This window comes from Baekduia soli, assembly GCF_007970665.1.
Lineage (GTDB): Bacteria > Actinomycetota > Thermoleophilia > Solirubrobacterales > Solirubrobacteraceae > Baekduia > Baekduia soli.
Genome location: NZ_CP042430.1, coordinates 1,310,939 through 1,325,279, shown reverse-complemented (window position 1 = coordinate 1,325,279; position 14,341 = coordinate 1,310,939). Strand labels below are relative to the sequence as shown.

General features: G+C 74.2%; 16 protein-coding genes and 2 tRNA genes. 11 read left to right on the top strand and 7 right to left on the bottom strand.

Annotated elements, in window-relative coordinates; genetic code table 11:
- Window positions 1–6: 6 nt before the first annotated feature.
- Together FSW04_RS06260 and FSW04_RS06255 are read right to left on the bottom strand one after the other, a co-directional pair.
- The gene (locus FSW04_RS06260; RefSeq protein WP_146917449.1) at window positions 7–228 is read right to left on the bottom strand and encodes a hypothetical protein; all 222 of its coding nucleotides are present in this window, start codon (window positions 226–228) and stop codon (window positions 7–9) included.
- Between the two features lie 281 nt (window positions 229–509).
- Window positions 510–599, bottom strand: a tRNA-Ser gene (locus tag FSW04_RS06255).
- A gap of 94 nt (window positions 600–693) precedes the next feature.
- On the opposite strand from FSW04_RS06255, the gene msrA reads away from it, so the two are divergent.
- From msrA to FSW04_RS06235, 4 genes are read left to right on the top strand one after another with little or no spacing between them, the layout of a single operon-like run.
- Complete coding sequence (gene msrA / locus FSW04_RS06250; protein WP_146917447.1) at window positions 694–1,362, top strand: peptide-methionine (S)-S-oxide reductase MsrA; 669 nt, start codon at window positions 694–696, stop codon at window positions 1,360–1,362.
- A 41-nt stretch (window positions 1,363–1,403) separates the two neighbouring features.
- On the top strand, window positions 1,404–1,943 hold the full coding sequence (locus FSW04_RS06245; protein WP_187369292.1) for an RNA polymerase sigma factor: 540 nt from the start codon (window positions 1,404–1,406) through the stop codon (window positions 1,941–1,943).
- Window positions 1,940–2,683: a serine/threonine-protein kinase gene (locus FSW04_RS06240; protein ID WP_146917445.1), complete on the top strand. Its 744-nt coding sequence runs from the start codon at window positions 1,940–1,942 to the stop codon at window positions 2,681–2,683. The genes FSW04_RS06245 and FSW04_RS06240 overlap by 4 nt, the downstream gene beginning before the upstream one ends.
- A 41-nt stretch (window positions 2,684–2,724) precedes the next feature.
- Entirely contained in the window at window positions 2,725–3,888 is a 1,164-nt protein-coding gene (locus tag FSW04_RS06235) for a hypothetical protein (protein ID WP_146917443.1), read from the top strand.
- 17 nt (window positions 3,889–3,905) lie between these two features.
- On the opposite strand, the gene FSW04_RS06230 is transcribed toward FSW04_RS06235, so the two are convergent.
- Window positions 3,906–3,994, bottom strand: a tRNA-Ser gene (locus FSW04_RS06230).
- A gap of 142 nt (window positions 3,995–4,136) precedes the next feature.
- On the opposite strand from FSW04_RS06230, the gene FSW04_RS06225 reads away from it, so the two are divergent.
- Window positions 4,137–7,655, top strand: a complete 3,519-nt coding sequence (locus FSW04_RS06225) for a M36 family metallopeptidase (RefSeq protein ID WP_187369291.1) — start codon at window positions 4,137–4,139, stop codon at window positions 7,653–7,655.
- A 91-nt stretch (window positions 7,656–7,746) separates the two neighbouring features.
- Window positions 7,747–8,136 (top strand): STAS domain-containing protein, encoded by a 390-nt coding sequence (locus tag FSW04_RS06220; protein ID WP_146917439.1) that lies wholly within the window; start codon window positions 7,747–7,749, stop codon window positions 8,134–8,136.
- On the opposite strand, the gene serS is transcribed toward FSW04_RS06220, so the two are convergent.
- Together serS and FSW04_RS06210 are read right to left on the bottom strand one after the other, a co-directional pair.
- Entirely contained in the window at window positions 8,100–9,380 is a 1,281-nt protein-coding gene (serS, locus tag FSW04_RS06215) for a serine--tRNA ligase (protein WP_146917436.1), read from the bottom strand. The genes FSW04_RS06220 and serS overlap by 37 nt on opposite strands.
- Window positions 9,381–9,422: 42 nt before the next feature.
- Window positions 9,423–9,842: a c-type cytochrome gene (locus FSW04_RS06210; protein ID WP_187369290.1), complete on the bottom strand. Its 420-nt coding sequence runs from the start codon at window positions 9,840–9,842 to the stop codon at window positions 9,423–9,425.
- 118 nt (window positions 9,843–9,960) lie between these two features.
- Between FSW04_RS06210 and FSW04_RS06205 the strand changes: the two genes are divergently transcribed.
- On the top strand, window positions 9,961–10,263 hold the full coding sequence (locus FSW04_RS06205; RefSeq protein WP_187369289.1) for a cupredoxin domain-containing protein: 303 nt from the start codon (window positions 9,961–9,963) through the stop codon (window positions 10,261–10,263).
- Window positions 10,264–10,298: 35 nt separating this feature from the next.
- Here the strand turns inward: FSW04_RS06205 and FSW04_RS06200 are convergent, their stop codons facing one another.
- Together FSW04_RS06200 and FSW04_RS06195 are read right to left on the bottom strand one after the other, a co-directional pair.
- A complete protein-coding gene (locus tag FSW04_RS06200) occupies window positions 10,299–10,799 on the bottom strand; it encodes a flavin reductase family protein (RefSeq protein ID WP_146917430.1) in 501 nt (166 codons plus the stop codon).
- 191 nt (window positions 10,800–10,990) lie between these two features.
- Window positions 10,991–11,434, bottom strand: a complete 444-nt coding sequence (locus FSW04_RS06195; RefSeq protein WP_146917428.1) for a hypothetical protein — start codon at window positions 11,432–11,434, stop codon at window positions 10,991–10,993.
- A gap of 72 nt (window positions 11,435–11,506) precedes the next feature.
- On the opposite strand from FSW04_RS06195, the gene FSW04_RS06190 reads away from it, so the two are divergent.
- From FSW04_RS06190 to FSW04_RS06175, 4 genes are all read left to right on the top strand, one after another.
- The gene (locus tag FSW04_RS06190; RefSeq protein ID WP_146917425.1) at window positions 11,507–11,872 is read left to right on the top strand and encodes an NADH-quinone oxidoreductase subunit A; all 366 of its coding nucleotides are present in this window, start codon (window positions 11,507–11,509) and stop codon (window positions 11,870–11,872) included.
- An 88-nt stretch (window positions 11,873–11,960) separates the two neighbouring features.
- Complete coding sequence (locus FSW04_RS06185) at window positions 11,961–12,566, top strand: NADH-quinone oxidoreductase subunit B (protein ID WP_228431206.1); 606 nt, start codon at window positions 11,961–11,963, stop codon at window positions 12,564–12,566.
- On the top strand, window positions 12,526–13,068 hold the full coding sequence (locus FSW04_RS06180; protein WP_407652978.1) for an NADH-quinone oxidoreductase subunit C: 543 nt from the start codon (window positions 12,526–12,528) through the stop codon (window positions 13,066–13,068). Before FSW04_RS06185 ends, FSW04_RS06180 begins: the two co-directional genes overlap by 41 nt.
- Window positions 13,065–14,336 (top strand): NADH-quinone oxidoreductase subunit D, encoded by a 1,272-nt coding sequence (locus FSW04_RS06175; RefSeq protein ID WP_146917419.1) that lies wholly within the window; start codon window positions 13,065–13,067, stop codon window positions 14,334–14,336. The genes FSW04_RS06180 and FSW04_RS06175 overlap by 4 nt, the downstream gene beginning before the upstream one ends.
- The last annotated feature ends 5 nt before the right edge of the window (window positions 14,337–14,341 follow it).

Sequence of the window (14,341 nt, the reverse complement as noted above, 5' to 3'; positions counted from 1 at the left end):
AGTCTCCTAGACCAGGTCGATCAACAGATGGATGCCGCCCAGCAGCGGCCCTTGCTCACGCTTGACGGAGCAGAGGCACTCCTGGCACTTCGTGACGTCCCACCAACCGCCCTCGGACAGCACGGGATAGGTCTGCAGCGCGGACGCGCCGCACTCCGGACACGTGCCGTCGGCCTTCTCGCGGGTGACATGGACAAACGGCTCTGACGGCCGCGGATATGACTGCATGACCTCTCTCGCTCTCCTGGTCTCGGTCGTGCGAAGCCCCAAGGGCTCTGCCCGTCACCCGAACGTAGGCCAGTGTGCGCACCCTGGTCAAGGTGCAATCGCCCCCAGGCCCTGGCGGAACCGACAGTTCAGTACAAGTTTTCGTCCCAGACCGGGCGCAGCGGAGACGATCCGGGGCGATCCGTCTCGGATCGGACGTGCGGCGCCTCGACGTCCTCGCGCGGACGCGAACGCGGCGGGCGGTGAGAATCGCTCAGCGGTCGGCGGGCGGCCGGCGACGACGGAGAGGGAGGGATTCGAACCCTCGATGGAGCTATAAACCCCATACTCCCTTAGCAGGGGAGCGCCTTCAGCCGCTCGGCCACCTCTCCAACGGTCGCGTGAGTGTACGCGCTCGCGCCCCCGCGCCACGCCCGGCGCCCTTGCACCGTAACGGTTCGGGCCCCCGCCGATACCTTGGGGCACATGCTCTTCTCGACACGGACCAAGCAGACCCTGCCGAGCGCGGCCGACGCGCTGCCGGGTCGTGACACCGCGATGCCGGTCCCGGCGCCCCACACGGTGCTGGGCACCCCGCTGTCCCCGCCCTTCCCCGAGGGCATCGAGGTCGCCTACCTGGGCCTCGGATGCTTCTGGGGCGCCGAGCGCGCCTTCTGGTCGCTGCCCGGCGTCTACACCACCGCCGTGGGCTATCAGGGCGGCAGCACCCCCAACCCGACCTACGAGGAGGTCTGCTCGGGCCGCACGGGTCACACGGAGGCCGTCCTCGTGGCCTTCGACCCGGCCAAGCTCTCCTACGAGGAGCTGCTCAAGACCTTCTGGGAGGCGCACGACCCGACCCAGGGCATGCGCCAGGGCAACGACGTCGGGACGCAGTACCGCTCCGCGATCTACACCGTCGGCGACGAGCAGGCCCGCGTGGCCGAGGCCTCGCGCCGCCGCTACGACGACGCCCTGGCCCGCGCCGGGAAGTCGCCCATCACCACGGAGATCGGCCCGGCCGGGCCCTTCTACTACGCCGAGGACTACCACCAGCAGTACCTGTCGCCGAGCAAGAACCCCAACGGGTACTGCTCCATGACCGGCACGGGCGTCAGCTGCCCGATCGGCGCCGGCGTGTCCGCGTCGGGCTAGCAGCACCGTCACAACCCGGGGGGCCACGCGAAGATCCTCGCGTGGCCCGTCCGCACCTCGACGACCAGCACCTCGCCGCGGCCTACCGCCGCGACGCGCGCCGCCTGCTGATCTGGCTGACCCGCCGCACCTACGACGCGCAGCTGGCCGTCGACCTCGTCGCCGAGACCTACGCCCGCGCGTGGGCGGCGCGGCGGCGCTACCACGGCGACCCGCAGGATCCCGAGGGGCTCGCGGCCTGGACGTTCGGGATCGCCCGCCACGTCCTGGCCGACGCGCTGCGCCGCGGGCGCTCCGAACGCGCGGCGATGGCGCGGCTCGGCGTGCAGGCGCCGGTGCTGGCGCCCGACGAGATCGCCCGCCTGGAGGACCTCGCCGAGCTCGGAACCCTGCGCGCCTCGCTGGGGGTGGCGCTGCAGGACCTCTCCCCCGAGCAGCGCCACGCCGTCCGCCTGCGGGTCGTCGACGAGCTCGGCTATCCCGCGATCGCCCGCCGGCTGGGCATCTCGGAGGACGCGGCGCGCGCCCGGGTGTCGCGTGGGCTGCGCACGCTGGCCGGCGCCATGGAGGGCGGCACGTGAGCGGACGCAGCGCCGACGAGCTGCTCGCCGAGCTGGGCGGGACGCTCGAGCGGGCGTGGGGGGCCGAGGGCCGGCGCCGCGGCCGGTGCCTGCCGCGGCCGCGCCTGCGCCGGCGGGGCCTGGTGGCGGGGGCGATCGCCGCGCTGGTGCTCGTGCCGACCGCGGTGGCCACGCGCGAGGCGATCTGGGCCCCGGACCCGCCGCCCATGCCTGCGCAGCTGCGCCCGCGCGACGCCGTGGTGCCCGGCGCCGCGGGGACCCCCGTCTGGGTCGGGTCGGGGACGGAGTCCGGGGTCGCCTGGCGCCTGAGCGCCACGACGTGCCGGTACGGGACCGTGCAGGCGGTCGGGCTCTTCCTGACCGTGCCCGGGGGCGGGGCGGGCGCGCGGTGCGACGTGGCCGCACGCCGGCCCGGCTCCTTGCCGCAGGCGCTGGCCACGCGCCGGGTGCAGACCTACTTCGATCCGCTGTCGGGGATGACGTGGGCCTTCGGCGCGCTGCCCGCCCGCGCCCGGACCGTGTCGGTGACCTCGCGGCCCTACGGCGGCGGCCCGGCGCGCAGCGACCGCGTCACGCCGGGCGCGGTGGCGCCGGCCGCCGTCGTCCAGGGCCACCTGCCGGCCGGGCTGCGCGTGTTCGTCGTCGCGCTGGCGGGCGGGCGCGACGTGGCCCATGTCGAGGCCGCCGACGACGCCGGCCGCACCGTGCTGACCTGCGACGCCGGGCGCTGCGACCGATGACCGGCCGACCCCTCCCCCTCCCCGACCCGAGGACCCGCCCCATGCCCGCCGCCCGCCACACCCCGTCGCTCCCCGTCGCCGCCGCCCTCGCCGTCGCGTCCTGCGCGGCCGGTGCGCTGGCGGCCTTCACCGACGGCGCCGAAGGCGCACCCGTGCGGCGCGCCGCCCCGCCGGCGGTCGTGGTCCGGGTGCCGGTGCCCGCGGCGGCGCGGCCGGGCGTGCGCTCCGTGCTGCGCCCGCTGCCGGCCCAGTCGTGCCGGGCGCGCGCGACGCCCCGGGCGCCCGCCGCCGAGCCCGTCCCCCAGGACCTCCTGGACGCCTTCGGCGTGCTTCGCCGCGACGCGGCCGACGGCGACGCGCTGCCCGCCGAGGCGCTGCGGGCGCTGCGCGCCCGCGGGCTCGAGCCGTTCGACCCCGCCGCGGCGCGGCTGCTGCGCAGCGCCGCCGACGGGGCCCGCGCGTGGGTCGTGCCGGTGCGCGACGTGGCGGCGACCGCCGGCTGCGTCGACGTCCCCACGCTCGTCCCCGGCCGCCCCGCGCCGGCCCGCCCCACGCCGGCACCGCCCCGCCCGGCGCCGGCCCCCACGGCCATCCCGCCGGTCCCGCCCGCCGCGACGGTGCCCAGCACCCCGACGCCCGCCCTGCCCGCGCACGCCGCGCGGCCGGGCCTGGCCGTCGTCGCCCTGGGCGGGGCGCCCGCGGGCGGCGGCGGCGCGTTCGCCGACCTCGTCCGGGGCCGCGGCGCGATCACGACCGACCCCTGCGGCGGGCCGGGCCACGACATGCTCGCGGTGAGCGGCATCGTGCCCGACGGCGTCGCCGCGGCCTTCCTGACGGCGCCCGACGGCACCGCGGTGCGCGCCGACGTCCACGAGAACGCCTACGCGTTCGTCGTCCCGCGCCCGTCGCGCCCCGACCCGCGCTACGTCGTCTGGACCGGCGCCGACGGCACCCCGCACGTCCAGCCCGTGCCGGTCCTCGCCGCCGGCCGGCGCCCGCGCTGCGCGACGCCGCCGGGCGGCACCGCCGTCGTCACCCCGGGCGGCCTCCCGCGGTGCCTGCGCGGCGTCGTCGTGCTGCGCGCCGCGCTCGTCGTGGGGCCGCCCGTGGGCGCCGCCCCGTGCCCGCCCGCACGGATCCTGCCCGTGCCGGCCGCCCCGCCGGCGACCGCCGTCCCCGCGCCCGTGCCGCGCCGGCACCGCTGAGCCCGCGGCGCCGGCGACGGAGCGGGAGGGATTCGAACCCCCGGGCCCCGCGAAGGGCCGGCTGCTTTCAAGGCAGCTGCAATCAACCGGACTCTGCCACCGCTCCATGCCGGTCGAGGCCGACCGGACGCCCATCCTAGGCGCCGCCGCCGCGCGGACCGGCCCGGCGTCGACCCGCGCGCCGGGCGCTAGGGTGCGCGCGGACGAGCGCAGGGCCGCGGGAGCCGGCCGGCGAGACGGGAGAGCAGGTGCGCCACGGGACGATGCTGGGGACGATGACGGCGCTGGTCACGGCGGCCGTGCTGCTGGCGCCCGCCGCCGCCGGCGCGGTGCAGGCGGCGCGCGGCCCGACCGCCGCCGAGCGCTTCCTCGACGTCCGCCAGGGGCTGGCCGTCCCCGCGCCCGCCGCCCCGGCCACGCCCGCCGCCGGCCTCGCGGCTCGCTCGGCGCGCATGGCCGACCGGGTGGCGAGCGCCCGCCGCGACCTCACCGCGTCGCTGGGCCGCCAGGCCGCCCTCTCCGTCGACCCGCTGACGGGCACCGTCCGCGCCCTGGGCCGCCTGGACGGCGCGCTGACCGGGCCCAGCGACGATCCGCCGGCCACCGTCGCGCGCGCCTACGCGGCGCAGCACGCGACCGCGCTGGGGCTCGACGCGGCGACGGTCGCCGCGCTCGGCGCGCCGTCGCAGACGCGGAGTCCGACGGGCCTGACCGTCGTGCGCTTCGGCCAGTCGGTCGACGGCGTGCCGGCGTTCGACAACGACCTGCGGGTGGCCGTCGACCGCGCCGGCCGGGTCCTCTCGGTCTCCGGCGCCCCGCGCACCGACCTGCCCGCCGCCGCCGGCACCCCCGCGCGGCCGGCGGCCGACGCGCTGGGCGCTCTCATGGACGAGGTCGGCGCGCGCCGACCGTTCGCCGTCGTCTCCACGGGCACAGACGCGCGCCGGACCACCCGCTTCGACACGGGCGACAGCGCCCGCCTGGTGCTCTTCGGCGCCCGACGCGTGCACCTGGCCTGGCACCTGACCTACGCCGCGTCGAGCACGCGGGTGTACGACGCGGTCGTCGACGCCGCGACCGGCGAGGTCCTGTACCGGGCCAACCTCGTCAAGTTCGCCGTCGACGCCGGCGTCTACCACAACTTCCCGGGCGCGGCCCTCGGCGGGACGCGCGTCACCGAGGACCTCGAGCCGTTCCTGGCCAGCCCGGGCGTCCAGACGCTCACCGGGCCCAACGTCCACGCCTTCTCCGACGTCAACGACGACGACGTCGCCCAGGCCTCCGAGGAGGTCGTGCCCGGCGACTACGGCTACAGCACCGACAACAACCGCCCGTCGGGCGCCTGCGACGCGACGCACCTGTGCTCGTGGAACCACCTGAGCCCGACGAGCTGGAACACGGGGACCAACCGCGCCGCCAACGTCACCCAGACGTTCTGGTACGCCAACCACTTCCACGACCACCTCGCCGGCGGCGCGATCGGCTTCACCACCGCGTCGGGCAACTTCCAGGGCGCCGACCCGGTGCAGCTCAACGCCCTCGACGGCGCGGCGACGGCCTCCGGCGGCCCCGACGACGCCCATCTGGACAACGCCAACATGCTGACGCCGGCCGACGGCTCGTCGCCCCGGATGCAGATGTACCTGTTCGAGCACGCTACGGGCTCGCCGTTCCGCGACATCAACGGCGGCGACGACGCGGCGGTGCTCTACCACGAGTACACCCACGGCCTGTCGAGCCGCCTGGTGACCAACGACGACGGCACCCAGGCCCTCAACGCGCCGCACGCCGGCGCGATGGGCGAGGCGTGGAGCGACTGGTACGCCCAGGACCTCCTGGTCCGCGAGGGCCTCGTCGTCGACTCGGCCGGCGACGGCGACGTCGACATGGGCCGCTACACCGACTCGACGCCGCACGCCATCCGCTACGAGCCGCTGGACTGCACGGTCGGCCTGAGCTCGGCGGCATGCCCCGGCAGCCCCGGCACCTCGGGCGGCGGCTTCACGTTCGCCGACTTCGGCAAGGTCAACGGCGCGCCCGAGGTGCACTCCGACGGCGAGATCTGGGCCCAGACGCTGTGGCAGCTGCGCCAGCGCCTCGTGGCCAAGTTCGGCGCGTCGGACGGCTCCGACGCCGCCGAGACGATCATCACCGACGCCATGCGCCTGTCGGTCCCCGAGCCCTCGTTCCTGGACATGCGCAATGCGATCCTGGCCGCCGCGGGCAACGACCTGCCCAACTCCGACGTGCGCGACATCGTCTGGGACGTCTTCCGCTCCCGCGGCATGGGCTTCTACGCGGCGGCGACCGACGGCAGTGACCTGAGCCCGGTGGCCGACTTCACCGCCCCGCCGGCGGCCGACGCGCCGAAGGGCGCGATCGGCGGCACCGTCATCAGCGCCAACTCCGGCCTGCCGCTGCCCGGGGCGCGGGCGGGAATCGGCGGCCTGGCCACCAAGCCCACATTCGACCCCGACCTGGCCGCCACGATCGACAGCGCCGGGCACTACGCGATCGGCGCCGTCCCGCAGGGCACCTACCCCAAGCTCGGCTTCGCCGCGCCGGGCTACGACGCGCTCGTCAAGCCCGTCACCGTCGCCGGGGGCCAGACCGCCCAGGCCGACGCCGCCCTGCGCCGCGACTGGTCGGCCGCCGCCGGCGGGGCGGCGATCACGGCGACCAACGACGACCTCGGCGCGCCGTTCGGCTGCGGCGCCGGCGCGCTCATCGACCAGTCCCAGGGCGCGGGCTGGTCGGCCGAGAACCACCTGCACGACCCGTCGCCGCGCCAGCCGACCGCGACGATCCGCCTGCCCCAGGCGATCACCGTCGAGTCCTTCGCGATGGACCCCGCCAACACGTGCGGCGACAACGCGAGCTCGGCGACCAGGGACTACCGCGTCGAGACCTCGCCCGACGGCGTGAGCTGGACCACCGCCGCCCAGGGGTCGTTCGCCCCCGCCGATGCGGGCCGCCTGAACACGGTCACCCCGACCGCGGGCGCCACCGGCGTGCGCTACGTCCGCCTCACGCTGCTGTCGCCCCAGAGCGAGGCTGCGGGCTCCAGCGGCCAGCTCTTCATCGACTTCTCCGAGCTCGAGGTGCTGGGCAACCCGCCCAACGTGCTGCCCTCCGGGACGCTGACCGCCTCGGCGACCGCGATCACCCCGGGCCAGACCGTCGCGTTCGACGCGTCGTCGTTCAAGGACCCCGACAGCGCCATCACGGCCTACGACTGGGACTTCGACGGCGACGGCGTCGTCGACGCCACGACCGCCACGCCCACGGCGCAGTTCACCTACCCCGCGGTGGGGCGCTACGTCGCCGGCGTGGGCGTGCGCGACTTCCGCGGCGGCTCGGGGGTCGGCGCCGTGACCGTCGACGTGACGACCGCCAAGGCCGACGCGCCCTTCGGCCTGCCCAAGCCCGCGCTCTCACGCCCCGGCTTCCTGTTGCCCAGCGTGGCGGGCCGCGGCCGCGTGCCGGTCCGGGTCACGTGCAAGGACACGTGCCGCGTCAGCGGCACCCTGACGATCGACACCGCGACCCGGCGGCGGCTGCACCTGGCCTCCCGCACCGTGGGCCGCCTGATGCCGCGGACGCTGAAGGGCAGGCGGACGCTGCCGGCGACGCTGACGGCGACGGCGCGCCGGGCGCTGCGCCGCCACCACGTGACCCGCCTGCGCGTCGGAGTGCACCTCACCGCGACCGTCAGCGGCGGCGGCCCGCGCCGCACGCTCGCCCGCCGGGTCACGCTGAGGACCTGAGGCCCGGCAGGCCACGACCGGGCGGGTTGACGCGTGACGGCCCACCGGCGAGGGTAGGTCGGCGTCCGGTCCCCCGGCCGCCGCCACCGCCGTGTCCTTCGACGAATCGCGCTTCAGCATCACCGAGCAGGCGCTCGACGCGAGCACGAGCGTGTTCTCCGTGGCCGGCGAGATCCACGTGACCACGGCCCCGCAGTTCGGCGCCGTGCTGACCGAGGCGGTGGCGCGCGGCCGGACGTCGATGGTGATCGACCTCACGGCGGTCGGGTTCATCGACTCGACCGGCCTGTCGGTCCTGCTCACCGCACTGCGCGGCGTGACGCGCGCCGGCGGCCGCATGGCGCTCGTGTGCTCCAACCCGACGGTCCTTCGCCTGTTCGAGATCACCCGGCTGGACGCGACGTTCGCCATCCACGCCGAGCTGGAGCCCGCCTGCCAGGCGGTTCAGGGCGCCGGCAGCAGCACGTCGGGCATCCCGTAGGCGCGCAGCGCCTCGGGGATCACGACCGAGCCGTCCTCCTGCTGGCCGTTCTCCAGCAGGGCGATGAGCGTGCGGCCGACCGCGACGGCCGTGCCGTTGAGCGTGTGCACGGTCTCGGGCCGGGGCGGGCGGGCCCCGGCCTCCCGGGTCGTGGAGTCCCGGTGGCGGATCTCCAGGCGCCGGGCCTGGTAGTCGGTGGTGTTGGACGTCGAGGTCAGCTCGCGGTAGCGGCCCTGGCTGGGCAGCCATGCCTCGCAGTCGTACTTCTTGGCGGCGCTGGCGCCGAGGTCGTCGACCGCGATGTTCACGACGCGGTAGGGGATCCCCAGCGCCTGCAGGATCTCCTCCTCGCGGGCCAGCAGGAACTCATGCTCGTCCCGGGACGCGTCGGGCTCGACGAAGCTGAACATCTCGACCTTGTCGAACTGGTGGACCCGGAAGATCCCGCGCGTGTCGCGCCCCGCCGCGCCGGCCTCGCGCCGGAAGCACGTCGAGAAGCCGGCGTAGCGCCGCGGCAGCTCGCCGGTCTCGAGGATCTCGCCCGCGTGCAGGGAGGCCAGCGCGACCTCCGAGGTCCCCACGAGGTAGAGGTCGTCGTCGGCCAGCCGGTAGATCTGCTGCTCGGTGTCGGGCAGGAACCCCGTCCCGTACAGCGCCTGCTCGCGGACGAGGACCGGCGGGATCACGGGCTCGAACCCATGGGCCCCGAGCGTGTCCATGGCCCAGGACACCAGCGCGAGCTCGAGCCGGGCGACCGCGCCGCGCAGGTAGGCGAAGCGCGACCCCGACAGACGGGCGCCGCGCTCGGCGTCGATCCGGTCGCCCGCCAGCTCGAGGTGGTCGCGGACCGCGAAGCCCGGGACCCAGGGCTCGCCGACGGTCCGCAGCACCGTGTCCTCCGTGGCCGCGGTCTCGTCGGGCAGGTTGGGCAGCAGCGCCAGCGCGGGCGTGAGCTCGGCCTCCACCGCGGCCAGCTCCTCGGTCAGCGCCTTGGCCTCGCCGGCGACCTCGCGCATCCGGGCGATGGCCTCGTCGGCGCCCTCGCCGGACTGCTTGGCCGCGGCGATGGCCTGGTTGGCCTCGTTCTGGCGCGCCCGCAGCGCCTCGAGGCTCGGCAGGATCTCGCGCCGGCGCGCGTCGAGCGCCAGGACCTGGTCGAGCCGGGCGGGCTCGGAGTCGCCGCGGCGGGCCAGCGCGGCGCGCGCGGCGTCGGGGTCACGGCGGATCAGCCTGAGGTCGAGCACGGCGCCGGAGGCTACCCGGGCGGCGGCGCGGCGCGGCCCGACCTAGTTGCGGGCGTTCTTGCTCTTGCCCTTGCCGGCGTAATGGGCCAGGAACTTGGCGACGTCGTCGGCCTCCTTGCCGACCACGATGTCCTGGGGCATGATCGCGCCGGAGAAGCCGCCGTTGCGCAGCGCGTAGAGGATGCTGTTGACGTCCTCCTTGCGCACGTTGAAGTTCGGCCCGTCGACGCGCTCGCGGTCTGCGACCCGCAGCGCACCGCCCTCGGCGCCGACGACGCCGAGGTTGTGGCAGCCGGAGCAGCGCTCGATGAAGAGCTTGGCCCCGGCCTGGAACTGCGCCGGGATGCCGGGCGGATTGACCCCCGGCTGCTTGACGTCATTCTTCTCCGAACCGCAGCCGACGGCGACCGCGGCGGAGGCGACGAGAGCGGTGAGAGCGAGCAGGGGACGGCGGCGATGCATGCGGGCGGGCATCATACGGGACCGTTTCATGCGCTGGTACCACGCCCTCCCCATCTTGGGCGCGACGGCCCTCATGGGATGCGGCGGCGGACCGTCGTACGTCCATGCGAGGGACCGCGTGCTCCGCGTCACGCTCGACGAGTATCGGATCCGCCCCGAGAACATCGAGGTGCGGGCCGGGCGCGTCCATCTGCAGGTGTCCAATGCCGGACGCCTGACGCACAACCTTGCGATCGAGACGTTCAACCCCAAGGCCGGCGAGGAGCCCAGGCTCTACGGCCGGACGAACACCCTGCAGCCGGGCGCCCACGGCACCGAGCAGGCGCCGATCACGCTCAGGCCGGGCAAGTACCGGCTGACGTGCACGATCGGCAACCACGACGACCTCGGGCAGTTCGGCGAGCTGAAGGTCATCGGGTGAACACCGGCCCAGGGGGCCGGGTTCACCACCCGCCGTCAGGCCCCGTCGCGGGTGAGCCCGCCGAACGCGCCGCGGAAGAACGTCAGCGGTCGCCCCTCCGGGTCGGCGTCCATCAGCGTGACGCGCCCGATGCCGATCGTGTGGTCGCCGGCCTCGTGCAGCGCCTCGAGGTCGCAGACCAGCCAGGCCAGCGCCGCGTCGAGCACCGGCACGCCGTGGGCGACGCGGTGCGTCACGGCCTCGAACTTCTCGCGGGCGACGCGCTTGGAGGCGAAGATCCGCGCGAGCTCCTCGTCGCCGGCGCGCAGGACGTTGACCGCGAAGCGGCCCGAGGCCGACACGACCGGCAGCGTGCGCGAGTCGTTGTCGAAGCAGACCAGCAGCAGCGTCGGCTCGAGGGAGAGGCTGCTCACCGCGTTCGTCGTCAGACCGGCCGGACCCTCGTCGTCCTGGGCGGTGACGATCGCGACCCCGGTCGCGAAGCTGCCGATGACGTCGCGGTAGCGGACCGGGTCGATCGCGGGCGCCTGCTCCATCGCACCCAGCGTAGACGCCTCCGGGATCGAGGACGCGGGCGCCGACCAGGTTGCCGCCGTATCGAGAGCGATCGCATGGACTTCGCAGAGTGCGATCGGTTTCGAGGCCGGCGCCCGCGTTCGTGTGCGGAGTTCGCGCCGGGCGACGTGATCCCTTCCCGCCGGCGCGTCCGCGGGGCGCCCCCGGACCCTCAGACGGTCCCGAGCGCCCTCAGGCCCAGGAAGCAGATGACGAGCGCGGCCGCGGCCATCACGCCGAGCTCGCGACGCACGATCTGCAGCACGACCGACCGCTGCTCGTCCTCGCGCAGACGTCCGACGGCCTGCGCGTCCTCGAGGTCGCGCGCGTCCAGCACCGTCTGGGCCGAGGCCAGCCGCAGCTGCTCGGCCACGAACCCGACCGCGACGGGCAGCAGGGCGTAGAGCCAGTAGAGCCCGTCGGCCGGGTGCAGGCCGGCCGCGGCCAGGACCCCGGCGGCCACCGCCTGCACGATCGCCGTCACCTGACCGGCCCGGATGAGCGCCCACGCGACGGGTCGCGGCTCCACCCGCCACCACAGCGCGGCCCCCACCACACCCGCGATTCCGTTGGCGATCGCGACCACCAGCGCGACCCCGTGGGCGACCCCGGTCATGCCGCGACCCGGCAAGTGGCGGGAGCCACTTTGTGGCTGCCAGTCACAAGTTGGTGATAGAACGCAGGATGAGTGCTCCGGACGTACCTTCCAGCCATCGTCTTCTTGGGTCTCGGCACGTTGGTCGGCGCGTTGTTTGTGTCGGTCAGCACGTGGATCGGGCCCAGGCGCAAGACGCGCCCCACGACCCACCAGGCAGACCCGTATGAGAGCGGGATGCCGTCCGAGGTCCAGCAGGGCTTCCGCTTCGGGATCAGCTTCTACCTGATCGCGATGCTGTTCATCCTGTTCGACATCGAGGTGGTCTTCCTCTACCCGATCGCCGTCCAGCTGCGGAACTTCGGCACGTTCGCGCTGATCGAGACCGCGGTCTTCATCGCCCTGCTGGTCGTCGCGTTCGTATACGTGTGGCGCCGCGGCGCCCTCGAGTGGAAATAGGACGGAGCAGCAGGTCATGGAGATCATCAAGCGCGAGAAGGCCGTGACGTCCGAGGACTTCCGCATCCGCCAGCTGCGGGCGCGCGACATGCTGCGCGGCGACCTCGAGGGCGACGACCTGGAGCAGTACGTCCAGGAGCGGATCATCACGACCACGCTCGACAAGGCCACGGGCTGGGCGCGCGGCAACTCGCTGTTCCCCGCGACCTTCGGCCTGGCCTGCTGCGCCATCGAGATGATGTCGGTCGTCGGCGCGCGGCTGGACATCGCCCGCTTCGGCATGGAGGCCTTCCGCGCCTCGCCCCGCCAGGCCGACCTGCTCATCCTCTCGGGCCGCGTCTCGATCAAGATGGCGCCGATCATCCGGCGCATCTACGACCAGATGCTCGACCCGAAGTACGCCATCGCGATGGGCGCCTGCAGCTCATCGATGGGCGTCTTCAACAACTACGCCATCGTCCCGGCCGACAAGTTCATGCCGGTCGACGTCCACGTGCCCGGCTGCCCCCCGCGCCCCGAGGCGCTCATGCACGGCATCCTCAAGCTGCGCTCGATGGTCCAGCACGACCCGGCCATGGGCTGGCGCGAGCGCTACGGCGCGCAGCGCACGGTCGAGGTCCTCCCGGAGGACCACGACCGGCCCGGGCAGGAGGGTGCCGTCAACGTCTTCGGCACGGGGCAGCGACGTGCCTGACGCCCCGGGGCTCGAGATCCTGGCCCAGGAAGTCCGCGACGCGCTGCCCGACGCGGTCCTGGGCACCGAGTTCTTCCGCGACAAGGGCGCGCTGCTCGTGGCGCCGGCCGCCATCGTCGACGTCCTGGAGCACCTGCGCGGCAAGGGCTTCGCGTCCCTGGCCAGCGTGCACGGCGTCGACTACTTCCCCCAGGACCCGCGCCTGGGCGTGCACTACGAGCTGCTGGACATGCGGGCGCTGGATCGCCTGACCGTCAAGCTCCGTGTGGAGATCGACAGCCCGCTCGTGCCCTCGGTCACGCCGCGCTGGCCGACCGCCGACTTCCAGGAGCGCGAGGTCTACGACATGTTCGGCGTGGTCTTCGAGGGCCACCCCGACCTGCGGCGCATCCTCATGCCCGAGGACTACGAGGGCCACCCCCAGCGCCGCGACTTCCCCATCGGCGGCGAGCCGGTGCTGTTCACCTTCAACGAGCAGAAGGGCACGGCGTACACGCGATGAGCACCACGCCGACCTCCGGCAGCGTCACCGAGTACCGCCGCACCGAGGACCAGGTCGACACCTCGCAGCGCTTCCAGCCCGTGCCCGGCGCCCCGGCGCTGGACCAGGAGCTGCTGACCCTCAACATGGGCCCCCATCACCCCGCCACGCACGGGGTGCTGCGCCTGCTCGTCACGCTCGAGGCCGAGGTCGTCCGCGACATCAAGCCGATCATCGGCTACGTCCACACCGGCATCGAGAAGACGGCCGAGGACAAGAGCTACTGGAAGGCCATCCCCGTCATCGAGCGGATGGACTACCTCGCCTACTACTTCAACGCGTACGCCTTCTGCGGCGCGACCGAGACGCTCCTGGGCGTCGAGGTGCCCAAGCGCGCCCAGTACCTGCGCGTCATCCACATGGAGCTCAACCGGATCATGAGCCACCTCGTGTGGCTCGGGACCTCCATGCTCGACCTCGGCGCGGTCACCGTCTGGTGGTACTGCTTCCGCGAGCGCGAGAAGATCCTCGATCTCTTCGAGTACTCCAGCGGCCAGCGCATGCACACGCGCTACATCCAGGTCGGCGGCGTGGCGGACGACATCCCGGCCGGCTGGGAGGCCAAGCTCCGCGAGTTCATCGCGGACATGCCGGGCCGCATCGACCAGTACCTCGACCTGCTCAACCGCAACGAGATCGCGCTGCGGCGGCTGAAGAACGTCTGCCCGCTCGACGAGGAGACGCTCCTGGGGCTGGGCGTCACCGGCCCCCTGCTGCGCGCCTCGGGCAACCCGTGGGACCTGCGCAAGGCCATGCCGTACTGCTCCTACGAGGACTTCACCTTCAAGATCCCGGTCGGCAGCCGCGGCGACAACTGGGACCGCTTCGCCGTGCGCATGCAGGAGATGAAGGAGTCGGTCAAGATCATCGAGCAGGCGCTCGACGGTCTCCCCGAGGGCCCGTGGATCACCGAGGACCGCAAGGTCGCCCTCCCGCCGCGCCACGAGCTGGCCACCTCGATGGAGGCGCTCATCCACCACTTCAAGCTCGTCACCGAGGGCTTCCGGGTCCCGCCGGGCGAGGTCTACTTCCCGATCGAGGGTCCGCGCGGCGAGTACGGCTGCTTCGTGCGCTCCGACGGCTCGAGCAAGCCGGCGCGCGTGCACATGCGCGACCCCTCGTTCGTCAACCTCCAGGCGACCAACCCGATGGCCAAGGACGCCTACATCGCCGACCTCATCGCCACCCTGGCGATGATGGACCCGGTGCTCGGCGGGGTGGACCGCTAGATGTC

Bases quoted from the DNA above. Each gene is read 5' to 3' on its own strand.
- FSW04_RS06260 (WP_146917449.1), bottom strand. From the start codon at position 228: ATGCAGTCATATCCGCGGCCGTCAGAGCCGTTTGTCCATGTCACCCGC.
- msrA (WP_146917447.1), top strand. From the start codon at position 694: ATGCTCTTCTCGACACGGACCAAGCAGACCCTGCCGAGCGCGGCCGAC.
- FSW04_RS06235 (WP_146917443.1), top strand. From the start codon at position 2,725: ATGCCCGCCGCCCGCCACACCCCGTCGCTCCCCGTCGCCGCCGCCCTC.
- FSW04_RS06210 (WP_187369290.1), bottom strand. From the start codon at position 9,842: ATGCATCGCCGCCGTCCCCTGCTCGCTCTCACCGCTCTCGTCGCCTCC.
- FSW04_RS06200 (WP_146917430.1), bottom strand. From the start codon at position 10,799: ATGGAGCAGGCGCCCGCGATCGACCCGGTCCGCTACCGCGACGTCATC.
- FSW04_RS06195 (WP_146917428.1), bottom strand. From the start codon at position 11,434: ATGACCGGGGTCGCCCACGGGGTCGCGCTGGTGGTCGCGATCGCCAAC.
- FSW04_RS06185 (WP_228431206.1), top strand. From the start codon at position 11,961: ATGCTGCGCGGCGACCTCGAGGGCGACGACCTGGAGCAGTACGTCCAG.
- FSW04_RS06175 (WP_146917419.1), top strand. From the start codon at position 13,065: ATGAGCACCACGCCGACCTCCGGCAGCGTCACCGAGTACCGCCGCACC.